The following is a 15,620-nucleotide window of genomic DNA, read 5'->3' as shown; positions in this document are numbered from 1 at the left end:
ACGAGTCCACTCCGCGCTGCACGCGGGGGTCAGTACCAGCCCGTGGCCTGCGAGTGGCTCCATGCGCCGCACGGCGAGCCGTAGCGGCCGCTGATGTAGCCGAGGCCCCAGCTGATCTGGGTCGCCGGATTGGACTGCCAGTCCGGGCCCGCCGACGCCATCTTGCTCCCGGGGAGCGCTTGGGGGATGCCGTAGGCGCCGGAGCCCCCGTTGTGGGCGTACACGTTCCAGCCCGACTCGCGCTGCCACAAGGAGACGAGGCAGTTGTACTGGTCGGTTCCCCAACCGCGGGCCATGACCATGTCGTAAGCGATCGCCTTGGCGGAGCCGGGATCCGGAGTTCCCGCCACCGGTGCGGCCGAAGAGCCGGAGCTGCGCGTTGTCGTCTTCTCGACCGGCTTGGGCTTGGGCTTCGGCTTCTCCTTGACGTAGGCGTCGTACCCGTCGCGGGCGACCGCGGTCTCGTACGACCCCGCGACGACCATGCTCTGCGCGGCACCCTGCTCGGTCGTGGCCATCTGGAAGTACGGCGACGCCGTCGCGCCCGAGTACGGGTCGACGACGTTCACGGCGATGAAGCCGAATGCGGCGAGGAAGGAGAAGAGTCCGAGCACGAGCGTGCGGCGGGTTCGGGGTCGCTGGCGGGGCCCCCGTTCCTCTCGGATTGCGGGCGTGATTTTGGCGACATGCTTTCCCACGATAACGACGATGTTACCTTACGTTCGACAAACAGTTCCAGTCTTCGATGGGCGGGTCACCGGACGGCGAGCATGACGTCGACGATGCTGTCGAGGACGACGTCGACCTGCGCCTCGTCGTATCCCCCGCGCTCGCTCGCGAACGTCGTCGTCCGCACGCGCTCGATGCTCAGCGACTTGCCCTCGGTGAAGTAGCGGGTCGCCTTGTCGGCGAAAGCGTCGACGTCGGAGCGCTTGTAGCCCTGCGCGAGGAATGGCACGCGGCGGAAGCGCTCGCCCTTTGGCCTCGCCAGCCGGTTGAGGATGACCTGCGCGGTCTCGGTGGCCTCGGCGAGCCAGGTGGAGCGCTCGCCCTTCGCGAGCGTCCTGCTGCGCTCGCGCGCGAAGAATGCGTCTTCGAGACGTTCGAGCGCAGCATCCACATGGCTCGGTGAATAGCCGCCGCGCTTCATTCCGAAGGCCGTCATGCGGATGCTGTGCGCGTCGATGCCCGCGGAGTCGTCGCCGTCATACGCGACGCGTGCGCGGTCGAGGAAGGCGTCGACCTCGTCGCGGTCGTAGCCCTTGCCGTGCTTCACGAGGGGGAATTGGCTTGCCACCGTCCTATTGTGTCCCAGCGGACGGGGAATCGCGACTCAGGGGACGACGATGGAGTACACGGCGAACATGACGACGGCCGACGGCAGGATCGAATCGAGCCGGTCGAGGAAGCCTCCGTGGCCGGGGAGCCATGAGCTCATGTCCTTGATCCCCATATCGCGCTTGATCATCGACTCGGTGAGGTCGCCCACGGTCGCGCTGCCGAGGATGAGCAGACCGATGATGACTCCGAGCCACCACGGCTGGTGGATCATGAAGAGGGCGAGGAGCACGCCGGCGATGACGCTGCACGCGGCCGCGCCGATGAAGCCCTCCCACGTCTTGTTGGGGCTGATGAGCGGTGCCATCGGGTGCTTCCCGAAACTCAGCCCGAGCGCATACGCGCCCACGTCGGCGCTCGCCACGAGGATGATGAAGGCGAGGGCCCACCACTCCCCCTGCGGCTGCGCGACGAGAACGACGGCGAAGCTCGCGAACCAGGCGACATACAGCTGGATGAACACGACTGTCGCGAGATCGCTGATGACCTCGCGGAGGCCGCGTTTCGCGTGCGACGCCATCTCGGTGATGAGCCGCCACACGACGACGAGCACGACGCCGGCGATGAGGACGACGCCTCGGGTCGGGGCGTCGAAGAAGTACGACGTGCCGACGATCGCGACGGCCGAGACCACCGCGGGAATCACGTCGACGACGCGGCCGACGCGCCGGAGCGCGCTCACGAGCTCGAACGCGGTGAAGCCGACGAGGATCGTCGCGAACAGCGCGAACAGGATCTTGACGAAGATGAGGCTCACGACGAGCACGACGCCGAGGAAGACGCCGATCCCGATCGCGAGGACGAGATTGCGTCCTGTTCGCGCCGTGATGCGCTCGTTTACCTGGTCGATGCGCTCGCGCTGGTCTCGCACTTGCCGTTCGATGTCCTCGCGCGTCGAGCGGATCTGCGCGTGCAGCTCCTCGCGCTTGCGTCGGGCGGCGCTGCGCTTCGGTTGCGGAGCGTCATCTCGTGCCACGCGCGCCCCCTGACACGACAGCGGCATTCACAGGCACGACGATCACACCTCGAGGAGTTCTGCCTCTTTGCGCTTCAGCGCGTCATCGACAGCGTCGGTGTGCGCCTTCGTCACTTGCTCGAGTTCCTTTTCCGCGCGCGAGACCTCGTCGTCGCCCACTTCGCTCTTGAGCGCGTCGAGGTCATCCTTCGCACGGCGTCGGATGTTCCGGATGGCGACCTTCGCGTCCTCACCCTTCGTTCGAACGAGCTTGACGTATTCCTTGCGGCGTTCCTGAGTGAGTTCGGGCATCGTCACACGGATGAGGTTCCCGTCGTTCGTGGGGTTCGCACCGAGGTTCGGGGTATCGCGGATCGCCTGCTCGATGTCCTTGAGCGCGGACTTGTCGTAGGGCGTGATCACGATCGAACGCGCCTCGGTGTTGTTGAGAGAGGCAAGCTGCGCGAGCGGAGTCGGCGTTCCGTAGTAGTCCACGAGAATGCGCTGGAACAGCTGCGGGTTCGCCCGTCCCGTCCTCACGGATGCGAAGTCCTCCTTCGCCACGTCAACGGCCTTGTCCATCTTCGTCGAAGTCTCGCTCAACACTTCCGCGATCACGCCTTGCTCCTTCTGGTCGGTGGGCTTCACCCAGTCTAGTTGCTGACGTACGTTCCGATTTCACTGCCGCGGAGCGCCTTCGTGACGTTTCCCGCCGGCTCCATTCCGAAGACCTGCATGGGCATGTGGTTGTCCATGCACAGGCTGAACGCCGTCGAATCGACGACTTTCAGTCCGCGCTGGAGCGCGTCCTGATAGGTGATCCGGTCGATCCGGGTCGCCGTGGGGTCAAGGCGCGGATCCGCGGTGTAGACGCCGTCGACGCCGTTCTTCGCGACGAGGACGACATCCGCCTCGATCTCGAGAGCACGCTGGGCGGACACCGTGTCGGTGGAGAAGTACGGCAGTCCCGCGCCGGCGCCGAAGATGACGACGCGTCCCTTCTCGAGGTGTCGCTCGGCGCGCCGCGGGATGTACGGCTCGGCGACCTGGGTCATCTCGATGGCGGACTGCACGCGCGTGGTCGCGCCGGCCTGCTCGAGGAAGTCCTGGAGGGCGAGAGCGTTCATGACCGTGCCGAGCATGCCCATGTAGTCGGCGCGGCCGCGCTCCATTCCGCGTTCAGAGAGCTGGGCTCCACGGAAGAAGTTGCCGCCGCCGACGACGATCGCGATCTCGACGTCCGCCGCGGCTGCCGCGATCTCGCGGGCGATGTTGCTCACGACGTCAGGGTTGACGCCGAGCTGGCCGCCGCCGAAGGCCTCTCCCGACAGCTTGAGCAGGACCCTGCGCTTCTTCTCCGACATGTCTCGTGGCATCCTTCCGGTCGACTTCCTCATTCAAACTAGCGGGTGCGCGCATCTCGCGCACACAGCAGAGCCCGGGTCACGGAAACCGCGACCCGGGCTCATGCACGTGGCTACGCGCCGACCTTGATCCGGGCGAAGCCGGTGACGGTGAGGCCAGCGTCCGCAAGGACCTTCTTGACCTGAACCTTGTTGTCGCGAGCGTAGGACTGCTCAACGAGCACGACCTGCTTGAGGAACGCGCCGACACGGCCTTCGATGATCTTCGGCAGAGCAGCCTCGGGCTTGCCCTCGTTGCGCGAGATCTCGGTGACGATGTCACGCTCCTTCTGCACGATGTCCTCCGGAACGTCCTCGACGTTCAGGTACGACGGGTCGAACATGGCGATGTGCTGGGCGATCGCACGCGCCGTCTCGGCGTCGTCACCCGTGTAGGCGACGACGACGCCGATCTGCGGCGGCAGGTCCTTCGACGTGCGGTGCAGGTAGATGGCGAAGTTCTCGCCCTCGAGCTTTGCGACGCGGCGCAGCTCGAGCTTCTCACCGATGGTCGCAGCCTGGTTGCTGATCGCGTCGCCGACCGTCTCGTCGCCGACGGATGCCGCGAGGGCCTCCTCGACGCTGCCGGCGCTCGCAGCGAACGCCGCGTCGGCGACCTTGTCGGCGAGAGCGATGAACTTCTCGTTCTTCGCGACGAAGTCGGTCTCGCACGCGAGCTCGATGAGCACGGCGCGGCCGTCGCCCTCGCGAGAGACCACGAGGCCCTCGCTCGTGGAGCGGTCAGCGCGCTTGGCGTTGCCCTTCGCGCCCTTGAGACGCAGAATCTCTGTTGCCTTCTCGACGTCGCCGTCAGCCTCGACGAGGGCGGCCTTGGTGTCGGCCATGCCCGTGCCGAGCTGCTCACGCAGCGCCTTCAGGTCGGCAATGCTGAAGTTTGCCATTGTTGTGGAACTCCTTGGGTCGAAGATTACTTGGCGTCGTCTGCTGCGGGTGCCTCGGCCGGGGCCTCGGTCTCGGCAGCATCCGTCGTCTCGGCCTCGGCGGGAGCCGGTGCCTTCTCAGCCGAAGCGTCGTCCTTCTCGCCGGCTGCGAGGAGCTCCTGCTCCCACTCGGCGAGCGGCTCGGCCTGCTCGGCGCCTTCCTCAGGCTTCTGGTGACGCTGGATGAGGCCCTCAGCAGCGGCGTCCGCGACGATGCGCGTGAGCAGGCTCACGGAGCGGATGGCGTCGTCGTTGCCCGGGATCGGGTACGTGACCTCGTCGGGGTCGCAGTTGGTGTCGAGGATCGCGACGACGGGGATGCCGAGCTTCTTGGCCTCGTCGATCGCGAGGTGCTCCTTCTTGGTGTCGACGACCCAGAGCGCCGACGGAGTCTTCGTCAGGTTGCGGATGCCGCCGAGCGACTTGTGCAGCTTGTCGAGCTCGCGCTTCTTGATCAGGAGCTCCTTCTTGGTGAAGCCCGACTTCGAGGAGTCCTCGAAGTCCAGCTCCTCGAGCTCCTTCATGCGAGCGAGGCGCTTCGAGACCGTCTGGAAGTTGGTCAGCAGACCGCCGAGCCAGCGCTCGTTCACGTACGGCTGGCCGACACGCGTCGCCTGCTCGGCGATGGACTCCTGAGCCTGCTTCTTGGTGCCGACGAAGAGGATGGTGCCGCCGTGGGCGACCGTCTCCTTGACGAAGTCGTACGCGCGGTCGATGTACGCGAGCGACTGCTGCAGGTCGATGATGTAGATGCCGGAACGCTCGGTGAAGATGAAGCGCTTCATCTTCGGGTTCCAACGGCGGGTCTGGTGCCCGAAGTGCACGCCGCTGTCGAGCAGCTGGCGGATGGTAACGACGGCCATGAGCCGTTTCTCCTTTTCTGGTGTCGCGAGACACCCGCGGTTATCAGCGTCGATCATCTGATCGACGCTCCTGGTGCCCGGCGCACGCCTGCGACGCTCTGGCGAGCGAAGACCGGTGGGTGTGGAGGCCGAATGGGCACGCGTAGTCATCCCGACACACGGGATGCTCCGGATATCTTAGCATTCCGATTCAGGGCTTCTCCCCCACACCCCTCGCCCGCTCAGCGCCCTCCACCGATCGGCCGAACGGGCGACGACCGCGACGGAGGTGGGCGACGATATCGGCATGAGGGCGAGCAGTCGGTTCCGCGGGAGGGCGAGAGGCGCGCGTGCGTGCGCGGCGTTATTCGCCCTTGTGCTCGCCGTCACCCTCATTCTCGCGGATGCGCCCGCGGCCGCCGCGCGCGCAGCGAGCGATGACGCGTACGGTTCCTGGGCGTGGCCCGTCGAGCATGCTCGTGCGATCGATCGAGATTTTGAGGCGCCCGCGTCCCCGTACGGGCCGGGCCACCGCGGGATCGACGTGCGCGCGCGATCCGGGGACGAGCTGAAGGCGCCGGCGAACGGCGTCGTTCGCTTCGCGGGCATCGTCGTGAATCGGCCGGTCCTCACGATCGAGCACGCCAACGGCGTGCTGAGCAGCTACGAGGCCGTCGATGCGACGGTCGCAGTGGGCGACCCTGTGGAACGGGGTGAGGTTGTCGGGACAGTTGTCGATGGTCCCCATTGCGGAGCCGGCTGCGTGCACGTCGGCGTCCGCATTGATGGCGCGTATGTGAACCCGCTGCTCTTCTTAGGCGGGGTCCCGCGGGCTGTGCTCCTCCCGATGGGCTGACTGTTCCCTCCCGGGAAGCGACGACGGGCGGGTCAGGCTAGGCGCGCGGATGGGCGAGACGATAGCTCTCGCGCAGCCTCTCGGTCGACACGTGCGTGTAGATCTGCGTCGTGCCGAGGCTCGCGTGTCCGAGCATCTCCTGGACGGCCCGCAGGTCCGCGCCGCCATCGAGCAAGTGCGTCGCGGCGGAATGCCGCAGGGTGTGGGGTCCCTGGCCGCCCGCGGCCGGCACCGTCGATAGGGCGCGCGAGATGACGGCATACGCGGATCGGCTGCCGAGGCGTCGTCCGCGAGCGCCGAAGAATACCGCGGAATGGTCACTCGGCACCGCGCTTCGGGCGAGGAGGACCGGCCGTGCATCTCGCACGTAGTCCACGATCGCCGCGTGAGCAGGCACTCCGAATGGCACGACGCGCTGCTTCGATCCCTTCCCCGTGACGCGGGCGGTGAGCCGGTCGAGATCGATGTCGTCGAGGTCGAGCCCGCACAGTTCGGAGACGCGCAGGCCCGCGGCATACAGCAGCTCCACGATGGCGACGTCGCGCACGGCGATCGGGTCGCCGCTCGCGGCGTGCTCGTGCATGCGGTCAAGCAGCTCCGTCATTGCCTGCTGTGCCACGACCTTCGGCAGGTGCCGCTTCGTCTTCGGCGAGCGCAGCCTGGCCGCAGAGTCCGCTTCCGTCATGCCCTCGCGCTGCAGCCAGGTCGACCAGCTGCGCGCTGTCGCGGAGCGCCGCGCCAGGGTGGCTTGCGCGAGTCCATCCTTCGACTGCTGCCAGAGCCAATCGCGAAAGCACTCAAGATCGAGGGAGCGCGTGTCGTCGACGTCGCGGGTCCGCGCCCACTGTTCGAACGCGCGCAAGTCCGCTGCGTAGGCGCGAATGGTCTCCGGAGAGTACTGTCGCTCGACTCGCAGCATGTCGATGAAGTCATCGATCGACGCCCGCAATTCCATGAACCCAGCTTCCCGTGCGCCGTGCGCGGGGACGCCACGGCGCTCCGACGATCAGCGGATCGGAACCGACATCCACCCCTCGGGCGATTCGCGCGCCTCCCCGAGCACGTCGAGGATGCCGAGCACTCCCCTGACGCGTTCGATCGGCAGGCCGCTGCGTTGGGCGATGTCGCTGGTCGCGCGTGCGCGTCGAGAGCTGAGCGCGTCAAGCACTCGCGTCTCGTCGGGGTCGCGAAGCGCCGCGCTGCTGTGCTCGTGCGCCGCGAAACCGGCGAGCTCCGCGACGTCGTCTGCGTCTGTGACGCAGATCGCATCGTATTCGCGGATCAGTCGGTGGCATCCCACCGACGCGGGGCTTGTGACGGGACCGGGAACGGCGCCGAGCGCGCGTCCGAGGCTCGAAGCATGCGCCGCCGTGTTGAGCGAGCCGCTCCGCCAGCCGGCCTCGACGACGATCGTCGCGCTCGCGACCGCGGCGATCAGTCGATTCCGCTGGAGGAACCGCCATTTTGTCGGCTGACCACCGCACGGCATCTCACTCACCACAGTTCCCGTACGGCGAATCGCGTCGAGAAGTTCCGAATGACCTTGCGGATAAGGACGATCGACTCCTCCGGCGAGGAAAGCGACGGTCGAGCCGCCGACCCCCAAGGCGGCCCGATGCGCCGCGCCGTCGATTCCGTACGCCGCGCCGGAGACGACCGTGAAGCCGCGACCGGCAAGGCCTCCCGCGATCTCCATCGTCACGTGTTCCCCGTAGCCGGTGGCAGCTCGCGAACCGACCACGGCGACTGCCGGTGCGGTCAGCGCGGAGTTCTCCCCCAGCATCCACAGTCCGAGCGGAGCATGTTCGCCGAGATCGTCGACGGCCGCGGGCCATTCGTCGTCACCGGGGATCACGAGGCGCGCTCCCGCGCGCTTCGCGGCGAGCGCTGCTCGCTCGTATGCGGTCTCGTTCGCTCGAGGGCTCCAGCGGTCAAGCGCCGCCCCGATCGTCCGGGTGAGGTCGGAAACGTAGATCGCGTCGGCGTCCACCGTCGCGAGAACCTCCTCGACGATCTTCTCAGCCGAGGTACCGGAGCAGATGAGCTCCAGAGCGTGCTGCGGGCCGAGCGCAGCGATGAGCCCGTACGCCGCTGAATCGCCTGGCTCGGCGACGCAGAGCCAGAATGCTCGCGCGTCCCGATCGGCCTCGCGCTGGCGGATATCGCTCGGTTGGGCCCAATCGGTGGAGAGCGGAGTGTTCACCATGTCATTCCCTTTCTCAGAAACAGCGCCCGGCCAACGTGGCCGGCGTCGGGGCGGGCGGCTCCGTCGAGGTCACTGACGGTCCACGCGAGACGGAGCACCCGGTCGTAGCCGCGCATGGTCAGCCCACCGCGTTCAAGAGCACGGTCGATAACGGTCGTCGCGCCGGACGCCGGGGCTCCGGCGGAGCGCAGCCAGGAGCCGGGGACGTCCGCGTTTCTGGTCCACGGTGTTCCCTGCAGCCTCTCTCGCGCCCGGTCTCGAGCGTTGATGACCTGCTCTCGCAGTTCGGTGCTCGTCGGACGGGAGTCGCGCGCTGAGGAGCGCAGCTGAGCCGTGGACACTCGAGGGATGGACAGCTGGATGTCGACGCGGTCGAGAAGGGGGCCCGACAGCCGGCCGAAGTAGCGTCGGATCGCTGTCGGCGGACACGTGCACGTGCCATCGAGCGAGCCGTAGTGCCCGCATGGGCACGGATTCGCCGCGAGTACCAGCTGGAAGCGGCCCGGGAAGCGCGCGACGGCGTTCGCTCGATGGATCGTGATCGTCCTGTCTTCGAGAGGCTGGCGCAACGCGTCGAGCACCGTGCGCGGAAACTCCGGCGCCTCGTCGAGGAACAACACGCCGTGCGCGGAACGGGCCGCCGCTCCGGGGCGGATCGTCCCACTCCCTCCGCCGATGATCGCAGCGGCGGTCGCCGTGTGGTGGGGCGCTTCGAAGGACGGCCTGATCCGCAGCGCGCCGCCGATCGCCTCCCCGGCGAGGGAACGGACGCTTGTCGCTTCGAGGGCCTCCTCGATGGTCAGATCGGGAAGCAGACCGGGCAGCCGTTCGGCGAGCATCGTCTTGCCGGCGCCCGGCGGGCCGAGCATCATCAGGTGATGGCCGCCGGCCGCTGCGACCTGCAGCGCGCTGACGGCATCGGCTTGGCCGACGATGTCGCCGACGTCGAGTGTGTCCACGTCGGGCGACGACTCGTGCGGCAACGCGATCGCGGTGACGTCTCGCGCCTCGAGGCTCGCACCGTGGTGAATCGCGGCGTCCCGCAGTGAGGCGACGCCGATCACACGAATACCGGGAACGAGAGAAGCCTCTTCGACGTTTCCGCTCGGAACCATGACGACCGTGCGACCCGCTCGGGCCGCGGCGAGCACGGCGGGGAGAATGCCCGGCGTGGGGCGCAGCCGCCCGTCGAGGCCGAGCTCGCCCAGGTGCACGACGCGGTCGACGCTCGCGCGATCTACGACCCCGTCGGCGGCGAGGCAGGCGAGCGCGATCGACAGGTCGAACGACGAGCCGTATTTCGGCAGGCTCGCCGGCGAGAGGTTGACGGTGATGTGATGCGGCGACAGGCGGCATCCGGAATTCGTCGCCGCCTGCTTGACGCGTCCCTCCGCCTCGCGAAGCGAACGATCGCCGAGTCCGATGATCACGAACGCGGGCAGCTGGGCGGAGATGTCGGCCTCCACCTCGATGAGTGAGCCCTCGAGCCCGATGAGCGCGATCGACCACGTGCGTCCGACGGCCATCAGCCGACCTGCTTCAAGTGCTCGAGAGCGGGTTCGCCGTCCGGTGGCCAGAGGATGCCGATGACGTCGATGCGCATGCGGCGAGGGCGCGGGGCGGTCTGGGCGCACCAGGCGCCGACGAGACGACGGAGGCGGCGCACTTTGTCACGGGTGACGGCTTCGAAGGGATGGCCGAAGCCGATCCCGGAGCGGGTCTTCACCTCGACGAACACGACAGTGTCGCCGCGCCGGGCGATGATGTCGATCTCTCCGTGCGGGCAGCGCCAGTTGCGCTCGACGATCTCATAGCCCGAGCCGGTCAGATAGTCGGCGGCGAGCTGCTCCCCGCGGGCGCCGAATTCGCGTGTGCTTGTGCTAGCCTGCATGCCCCCATACTGGGCGGCGCGAAGGCGGCATCGACGGCGGGGCGGCGAGTCGGTGGAGTCGTCCTGCGGAGCGCGGCATGGGGACGGAGAGTCGGCCCGCGCGGCTCAGCGGCTACTCGTCGAGCGCGAGGTCCTTCGGCAGTTCGAACTCCCGGCTCTGCAGCTCTTCGATGTTGACGTCCTTGAAGGTCAGCACCCGCACCGATTTGACGAAGCGGTCGGACCGGTACACGTCCCAGACCCAGACGTCCTTCATCGTTATCTCGAAGTAGAAGTCATGCTCGGTGTCGCGGCGCACGAGCTCCACCTCGTTGGCGAGGTAGAAGCGCCGCTCAGTCTCGATCACGTAGGCGAACTGGGACACCACGTCGCGGTACTCGCGGTACAGCGCCAGCTCGACCTCGCGGTCGTAGTCCTCGAAATCGTCGTCATCCATCGTCTCTTCATCCTACGTGCTCTGTGAGCCAGGTACGCCGGTGGAACGCGCACGGCCCGAGCTCTCGGATCGCGCTCATGTGCTCGACCGATCCGTAGCCCTTGTTCCCCTGCCAGCCGTAGCGCGGGAATCGCTCGTGCGCGGTGATCATGAGCGTGTCCCTGTGCACTTTGGCGATGACGGATGCCGCAGAGACCGACGCGCAGTCGCGGTCTCCCTTCACGCGCGTGCGCACGTCGAGTGGATGCCGCAGGGCGGGCGACAGGTAGTCGTGGTTACCGTCGAGCACGAGAACACTCGAGGCCACCTCGACGCCCTGCGCGTGCAGAATCGCGAGCGCGCGTTTTCCCGCGAGGCCGAGCGCCTTGATGATGCCGATCTCGTCGACTTCCTCGGGGCCGGCGAGACCCACCGCCGAGTGCAGCACCCATGCGGATACGACGGGGGCGAGGGCGACGCGCTTCTTCTCGCTCAGCAGCTTCGAGTCGCGCAGGCCTAGCGGGATCTCCCGGCATTCGCTGTCGATGACGGCCATGCCGACGGCGACGGGGCCGGCCACGGCTCCCCTCCCGACCTCATCGCAGCCGATCACGACGGGAGCGCCCGCGTCGAACAGGGTCTGCTCATACTCGAGAGTCGGGTCTATCACGGTCACTGCGGGTTGCTTTCTCGGGGTCGACGTCATGCTGGTCCGCGCGCTCACCCTGCGGCGGGAATTCCGTCGAATGTCTGAGGGTAGTCGCTCAGCCAGCCCCAGCGGTCGATCGGCCAGCTGATGACGAAGGCCCTTCCCACGACGTTGTCGATGGGCACGAATCCCTTGCCCGGCGTGTTCCCGTTGTACCGGGAGTCCTTGGAGTTGTAGCGGTTGTCACCCATCACCCAGAGCGAGTTCTTCGGCACCGTGATGTCGAACGACTTCGCGGACACCGCTTGCGCGCCCTGCGGGAGCAGAAGGTACGGCTCGTTGAGCGGCACGCCGTTCACGCTCATCTGGCCGAGCGCATTGCAGCACTCCACTCGGTCGCCGGGAAGGCCGATCACACGCTTGATGAGGTGGTCGTTGCTGTCGCTCACGGACAGGCCGACCGCGTTGAGCAGCCCGTCCCAGACCTGCACGAGCCACGGTTGAGCCGGCGCCGGCGGGTTGTCGAGCCAGCCGCCCGGGTCGGTGAACACGACGACGTCGCCGCGGTTGATGTCGACCATGCCGGGAACGAGCTCATTCACGATGATGCGGTCGTCGATCTGCAGCGTGTTCTCCATGGAGCCCGAGGGGATGTAGAACGAGCGGATCAGGAACGTCTTGACCAGAAAGGAGACGAGAAGCGCAACGACGATGATGATGAGCAGGTCGCGGAGAAACGATACGGTGCTGCGCCGCCGCTGTGCGGCGGGCTGGTCTGCCGCCACTGATTCTTCTGTCATTTAACCGCCCGAGCTCCCCACCATTCTAGGTGGGGAGCTCGGGTGCTCTGCGAATCGACGCGACTCAGTTGCTGCGCTTCTCGCGGATCTTCGCCTTCTTGCCGCGCAGCTCGCGCAGGTAGTACAGCTTCGCCCGACGGACGTCACCGCGGGTGACGACCTCGATCTTCTCGATGACCGGCGAGTGCACGGGGAACGTGCGCTCGACGCCGACCTGGAAGCTGACCTTGCGGACCGTGAACGTCTCGCGCACGCCGTGGCCCGAACGGCCGATGACGACGCCCTGGAACACCTGCACGCGAGAACGGTTTCCCTCGATGATGTTCACGTGCACCTTGACGGTGTCGCCGGCGCGGAACTCGGGGATGTCTGACTTAAGGGATGCTGCATCGACGCTGTCGAGGATGTGCATGGTGCTTCACTCTCTGTACCCGCCATAGGTCGAGCACGAATTCATAAGGATGTGGGAGGTCCGTGCCGGTCCCCGCGATGCGGGTGTGCGGAGATTCCCCTATGGCAGAACCCTGCTATGGCACGACCCCTCATTCTGCCACGACCGCACGCCTTGTGGCAAAACGTCTACGCTCTGCGCTGGTCCCGCGACTCGTAGACGACGTACACGTCGCCCTGTTCTGGGGAGGAGACGTGCCCTCGCGGCGGCGTCTGTCCGGCCAGCTGCTCGAACTCCCGGAGGGTCTGGCGTGCGCGGCGCGTGAACCCGCGCACGAGCTGCCAGAGCGTGCCCCAGAATGCCGCGAGGCCCGTGACGACGGTCAGCATTGCGAAGAGCGAGCCGGTCGCCCCGAAGCAGCCGAGGCCGATGATGCTGAGGTGCCAGAGCGCGAGCAGCGCGACATCGAGCCACGAGACCGCGTTCGCCGCGCGCACTTCGCTGCGACCGTAGATGATGAGGGTGACCACGAGGATCGCGATGAACAGCACGGGGGCAGCGACGACGACGCCGACGAAGGTCCAGGCTCCGCCGCCCCAGATTCCCCAGCCGACGAAGAGCCAGAGGGGAAGGAGCAGAGCCGCAATCAGCTGCCAGTAGTACACGGCTCGGCGAAGAAACATGGCCTCATGCTAGGCGGGGAGCCTGAGAGAACAACCGACGCACACTGCACGTCGCCTGCTGAAAGAATAGGCGGCGGAGGTCGACATGATCGAATTGAGAACACCGAACGAGATCGAGCAGATGCGCCCGGCGGGCCGCTTCGTCGCCGAGACGCTGACGGCGCTCGCGGATGCCGCCGACGTCGGCGTGAATCTGAAGGATCTCGACGCGCTCGCCCATGAGCTGATTCGCAAGCGCGGCGCCGAGTCGTGCTACATCGACTACCACCCCTCGTTCGGAGCGATGCCGTTCGGGAAGGTGCTCTGCACCTCTGTCAACGACGCCGTCCTCCACGGTCTCCCGCATGACTACCGACTCAAGGACGGCGACCTGGTGAGCCTCGACTTCGCGGCATCCGTCGACGGCTGGGTAGCCGACTCGGCCGTGAGCGTCATCGTCGGCGCGCCGCGCGACGAGGACGCGCGACTCATCGGCACGTGCGAACGCGCTCTCGTCGCGGGAATCGCGGCCGCGAGAAGCGGCAACCGCATCGGTGACATCTCGGCAGCGATCGGCGCGGTCGCGCACGCCGACGGCTACAGCGTCAACACCGACTTCGGCGGCCACGGCGTCGGCCGCACCATGCACGGCGATCCGCACGTGCCGAACGACGGTCGCGCCGGGCGCGGCTATCCGCTTCGACCCGGGCTCGTCATCGCGATCGAGCCGTGGTTCCTGCAGACGACCGACCGGCTCGTGACCGACCCCGACGGCTGGACTCTGCGCAGCGCCGACGGCTCCCGTGGCGCGCACGTCGAGCACACCATCGCCATCACCGACGCTGAGCCCGTCGTGCTCACGGCGCGCTGATCTCCCGCGCGACCACGAGGTTGTCGACGAAGGCGGCGAACGCGGCCTCGCGCTCGTCGGCGTCGCGCACCCGCAACACGGCGGAGGGATGCGTCGTCACGACGATGCCCTGGTCGATCCCCTCGGCGCTCAGCGGATGCCCGCGCTCGGCCGTCACGCGCGTCGGCCGGCCGAGAACGGCGCGGCCAGCTGTCGCCCCGAGGCACACGATGACGTCGGGCTTCACCGATCGCATCTCGGCGTCGAGCCAGGGGCGGCACGCCACGATGTTGCCGACAGCGGGCTTCTGGTGGATGCGGCGCATGCCGCGCCGCTCGAACCGGAAGTGCTTGACCGCGTTCGTGACGTACGCCTCCTCACGCGCGATTCCGGCCTCCTCGAGGGCACGGTCAAGCAGCTGGCCCGCTGGCCCGATGAACGGCTCGCCGGCAAGGTCCTCCTTGTCGCCCGGCTGCTCGCCGACGAGCATGAATCGCGACTTTCGCGATCCGGACGAGAACACCGTCTGCGTCGCATCCCGCCACAGCTCGCACCCTCGGCACTCGGCCGCGGCCGATCGCAGCCGGCCCAGGTCGACGGTATGCGGAACCCACTGCTCGGCTCCCGGGCGCTCCGGATCAGTCATACCGCGACTGTAGGCCCGGCGGCATCCGACGTCGACGCCTTGACAGTGGCTCAGCTCTCGAGCAGATCCGGTCGGACCCGCCGCGTGCGCTCGACTTGCTGCTCGTGCCGCCACTGGGCGATCGCGCCGTGGTTGCCGCTCAGCAGGATGGGCGGCACGTCGAGACCACGCCAGCTCGCGGGCTTCGTGTAGCTCGGGTATTCCAGCAGTCCGTTCTCGTGGGACTCCTGGACGAGGCTCTCGGGGTTGCCCACGACACCGGGTACGAGTCGCCCGATGGCCTCGATCATGGCCATCACGGCAACCTCTCCCCCGTTGAGCACGTAGTCGCCCAGACTGACGAGCCGCACTCGCGCGCGCGTCGCGGTGTGCTCGAACACGCGCTGGTCGATTCCCTCGTAGCGGCCGCAGCCGAACACGAGGTGCGCTTCGGTGGACAGCTCGCGGGCCATGGCCTGCGTGAAGACGTCCCCGGCGGGAGACGGGAAGATGACGAGCGGCTGCTGCCCCGCGGGATCCTGCGGGAGCACCTCGTCGAGCGCCTCTCCCCACGGCTCCGGCTTCATGACCATGCCGGCTCCTCCGCCGTACGGCGTGTCGTCGACCGTCCGGTGGCGATCGTGCGTGTAGTCGCGCAGGTCGTGCACCGCCAGATCGATGAGGCCGCTGCGCCGCGCCTTCCCGAGCAGGGAGATGTCGAGGATGTCGAAGAACTCGGGGAAGATCGTGACGATGTCGAGCCGCATGAGTGCAATCCTCCCACGGTGAGAATGCC

At 67.5% G+C, this 15,620-nt stretch carries 20 protein-coding genes; 2 read left to right on the top strand and 18 right to left on the bottom strand.

Annotation, left to right across the window (positions count from 1 at the left end; genetic code table 11):
* Positions 1–29: 29 nt before the first annotated feature.
* The 7 genes from BLV49_RS16265 to rpsB form a co-directional block, all read right to left on the bottom strand.
* The gene (locus BLV49_RS16265) at positions 30–698 is read right to left on the bottom strand and encodes an aggregation-promoting factor C-terminal-like domain-containing protein (protein WP_245723746.1); all 669 of its coding nucleotides are present in this window, start codon (positions 696–698) and stop codon (positions 30–32) included.
* Positions 699–754: 56 nt separating this feature from the next.
* Positions 755–1,297, bottom strand: coding sequence for a DivIVA domain-containing protein (locus BLV49_RS16260; protein WP_091187889.1), 543 nt, complete (start codon positions 1,295–1,297; stop codon positions 755–757).
* A gap of 36 nt (positions 1,298–1,333) precedes the next feature.
* A complete protein-coding gene (locus BLV49_RS16255; protein WP_245723745.1) occupies positions 1,334–2,314 on the bottom strand; it encodes a phosphatidate cytidylyltransferase in 981 nt (326 codons plus the stop codon).
* Between the two features lie 42 nt (positions 2,315–2,356).
* Positions 2,357–2,911 carry a ribosome recycling factor gene (gene frr, locus BLV49_RS16250; RefSeq protein WP_091188073.1) on the bottom strand — a complete coding sequence of 185 codons (555 nt, stop codon included), beginning with the start codon at positions 2,909–2,911 and terminating at the stop codon, positions 2,357–2,359.
* Between the two features lie 35 nt (positions 2,912–2,946).
* Positions 2,947–3,657, bottom strand: a complete 711-nt coding sequence (gene pyrH, locus BLV49_RS16245; protein ID WP_091187885.1) for a UMP kinase — start codon at positions 3,655–3,657, stop codon at positions 2,947–2,949.
* Positions 3,658–3,770: 113 nt separating this feature from the next.
* Positions 3,771–4,598 carry a translation elongation factor Ts gene (tsf, locus tag BLV49_RS16240; protein ID WP_091187882.1) on the bottom strand — a complete coding sequence of 276 codons (828 nt, stop codon included), beginning with the start codon at positions 4,596–4,598 and terminating at the stop codon, positions 3,771–3,773.
* 26 nt (positions 4,599–4,624) lie between these two features.
* A complete protein-coding gene (rpsB, locus tag BLV49_RS16235; RefSeq protein WP_091187879.1) occupies positions 4,625–5,500 on the bottom strand; it encodes a 30S ribosomal protein S2 in 876 nt (291 codons plus the stop codon).
* Positions 5,501–5,855: 355 nt separating this feature from the next.
* Here rpsB and BLV49_RS16230 point away from each other — a divergent pair, with 355 nt between their 5' ends.
* On the top strand, positions 5,856–6,335 hold the full coding sequence (locus BLV49_RS16230; RefSeq protein WP_245723744.1) for a murein hydrolase activator EnvC family protein: 480 nt from the start codon (positions 5,856–5,858) through the stop codon (positions 6,333–6,335).
* A gap of 37 nt (positions 6,336–6,372) precedes the next feature.
* Here the strand turns inward: BLV49_RS16230 and BLV49_RS16225 are convergent, their stop codons facing one another.
* The 9 genes from BLV49_RS16225 to BLV49_RS16185 all read right to left on the bottom strand — a co-directional run bounded on the left by BLV49_RS16225 (position 6,373) and on the right by BLV49_RS16185 (position 13,370).
* The gene (locus tag BLV49_RS16225) at positions 6,373–7,290 is read right to left on the bottom strand and encodes a tyrosine recombinase XerC (protein ID WP_091187876.1); all 918 of its coding nucleotides are present in this window, start codon (positions 7,288–7,290) and stop codon (positions 6,373–6,375) included.
* A gap of 51 nt (positions 7,291–7,341) precedes the next feature.
* Positions 7,342–8,541, bottom strand: coding sequence for a DNA-processing protein DprA (gene dprA / locus BLV49_RS16220; protein WP_091187874.1), 1,200 nt, complete (start codon positions 8,539–8,541; stop codon positions 7,342–7,344).
* Entirely contained in the window at positions 8,535–10,067 is a 1,533-nt protein-coding gene (locus BLV49_RS16215) for a YifB family Mg chelatase-like AAA ATPase (RefSeq protein WP_091187872.1), read from the bottom strand. The genes dprA and BLV49_RS16215 overlap by 7 nt, the downstream gene beginning before the upstream one ends.
* Complete coding sequence (locus BLV49_RS16210; RefSeq protein ID WP_091187870.1) at positions 10,067–10,432, bottom strand: YraN family protein; 366 nt, start codon at positions 10,430–10,432, stop codon at positions 10,067–10,069. The genes BLV49_RS16215 and BLV49_RS16210 overlap by 1 nt, the downstream gene beginning before the upstream one ends.
* Positions 10,433–10,544: 112 nt before the next feature.
* On the bottom strand, positions 10,545–10,868 hold the full coding sequence (locus tag BLV49_RS16205; protein ID WP_091187867.1) for a DUF2469 family protein: 324 nt from the start codon (positions 10,866–10,868) through the stop codon (positions 10,545–10,547).
* A 7-nt stretch (positions 10,869–10,875) separates the two neighbouring features.
* Positions 10,876–11,523, bottom strand: coding sequence for a ribonuclease HII (gene rnhB / locus BLV49_RS16200; protein ID WP_176980910.1), 648 nt, complete (start codon positions 11,521–11,523; stop codon positions 10,876–10,878).
* Positions 11,524–11,567: 44 nt separating this feature from the next.
* Positions 11,568–12,296 (bottom strand): signal peptidase I, encoded by a 729-nt coding sequence (lepB, locus tag BLV49_RS16195; protein ID WP_091187860.1) that lies wholly within the window; start codon positions 12,294–12,296, stop codon positions 11,568–11,570.
* Positions 12,297–12,360: 64 nt separating this feature from the next.
* Positions 12,361–12,708 (bottom strand): 50S ribosomal protein L19, encoded by a 348-nt coding sequence (gene rplS, locus BLV49_RS16190; RefSeq protein WP_091187856.1) that lies wholly within the window; start codon positions 12,706–12,708, stop codon positions 12,361–12,363.
* A 167-nt stretch (positions 12,709–12,875) separates the two neighbouring features.
* A complete protein-coding gene (locus BLV49_RS16185; protein WP_091187854.1) occupies positions 12,876–13,370 on the bottom strand; it encodes a hypothetical protein in 495 nt (164 codons plus the stop codon).
* 85 nt (positions 13,371–13,455) lie between these two features.
* Between BLV49_RS16185 and map the strand changes: the two genes are divergently transcribed.
* The gene (gene map / locus BLV49_RS16180; RefSeq protein WP_091187852.1) at positions 13,456–14,220 is read left to right on the top strand and encodes a type I methionyl aminopeptidase; all 765 of its coding nucleotides are present in this window, start codon (positions 13,456–13,458) and stop codon (positions 14,218–14,220) included.
* Here map and BLV49_RS16175 read toward each other — a convergent pair.
* Together BLV49_RS16175 and trmD are read right to left on the bottom strand one after the other, a co-directional pair.
* Positions 14,207–14,845: a UdgX family uracil-DNA binding protein gene (locus BLV49_RS16175; RefSeq protein WP_091187849.1), complete on the bottom strand. Its 639-nt coding sequence runs from the start codon at positions 14,843–14,845 to the stop codon at positions 14,207–14,209. The genes map and BLV49_RS16175 overlap by 14 nt on opposite strands.
* Positions 14,846–14,895: 50 nt before the next feature.
* Entirely contained in the window at positions 14,896–15,591 is a 696-nt protein-coding gene (trmD, locus tag BLV49_RS16170; RefSeq protein WP_091187847.1) for a tRNA (guanosine(37)-N1)-methyltransferase TrmD, read from the bottom strand.
* Between the last annotated feature and the right edge of the window lie 29 nt (positions 15,592–15,620).

It is taken from the genome of Paramicrobacterium humi (assembly GCF_900105715.1).
GTDB lineage: Bacteria > Actinomycetota > Actinomycetes > Actinomycetales > Microbacteriaceae > Paramicrobacterium > Paramicrobacterium humi.
This window is presented reverse-complemented; position numbering and strand designations above follow the sequence as displayed.

Bases quoted from the DNA above. Each gene is read 5' to 3' on its own strand.
- map (WP_091187852.1), top strand. From the start codon at position 13,456: ATGATCGAATTGAGAACACCGAACGAGATCGAGCAGATGCGCCCGGCG.
- BLV49_RS16215 (WP_091187872.1), bottom strand. From the start codon at position 10,067: ATGGCCGTCGGACGCACGTGGTCGATCGCGCTCATCGGGCTCGAGGGC.
- BLV49_RS16225 (WP_091187876.1), bottom strand. From the start codon at position 7,290: ATGGAATTGCGGGCGTCGATCGATGACTTCATCGACATGCTGCGAGTC.
- trmD (WP_091187847.1), bottom strand. From the start codon at position 15,591: ATGCGGCTCGACATCGTCACGATCTTCCCCGAGTTCTTCGACATCCTC.
- BLV49_RS16185 (WP_091187854.1), bottom strand. From the start codon at position 13,370: ATGTTTCTTCGCCGAGCCGTGTACTACTGGCAGCTGATTGCGGCTCTG.
- rpsB (WP_091187879.1), bottom strand. From the start codon at position 5,500: ATGGCCGTCGTTACCATCCGCCAGCTGCTCGACAGCGGCGTGCACTTC.
- BLV49_RS16175 (WP_091187849.1), bottom strand. From the start codon at position 14,845: ATGACTGATCCGGAGCGCCCGGGAGCCGAGCAGTGGGTTCCGCATACC.
- tsf (WP_091187882.1), bottom strand. From the start codon at position 4,598: ATGGCAAACTTCAGCATTGCCGACCTGAAGGCGCTGCGTGAGCAGCTC.
- BLV49_RS16205 (WP_091187867.1), bottom strand. From the start codon at position 10,868: ATGGATGACGACGATTTCGAGGACTACGACCGCGAGGTCGAGCTGGCG.
- dprA (WP_091187874.1), bottom strand. From the start codon at position 8,541: ATGGTGAACACTCCGCTCTCCACCGATTGGGCCCAACCGAGCGATATC.
- BLV49_RS16210 (WP_091187870.1), bottom strand. From the start codon at position 10,432: ATGCAGGCTAGCACAAGCACACGCGAATTCGGCGCCCGCGGGGAGCAG.
- lepB (WP_091187860.1), bottom strand. From the start codon at position 12,296: ATGACAGAAGAATCAGTGGCGGCAGACCAGCCCGCCGCACAGCGGCGG.
- rplS (WP_091187856.1), bottom strand. From the start codon at position 12,708: ATGCACATCCTCGACAGCGTCGATGCAGCATCCCTTAAGTCAGACATC.
- pyrH (WP_091187885.1), bottom strand. From the start codon at position 3,657: ATGTCGGAGAAGAAGCGCAGGGTCCTGCTCAAGCTGTCGGGAGAGGCC.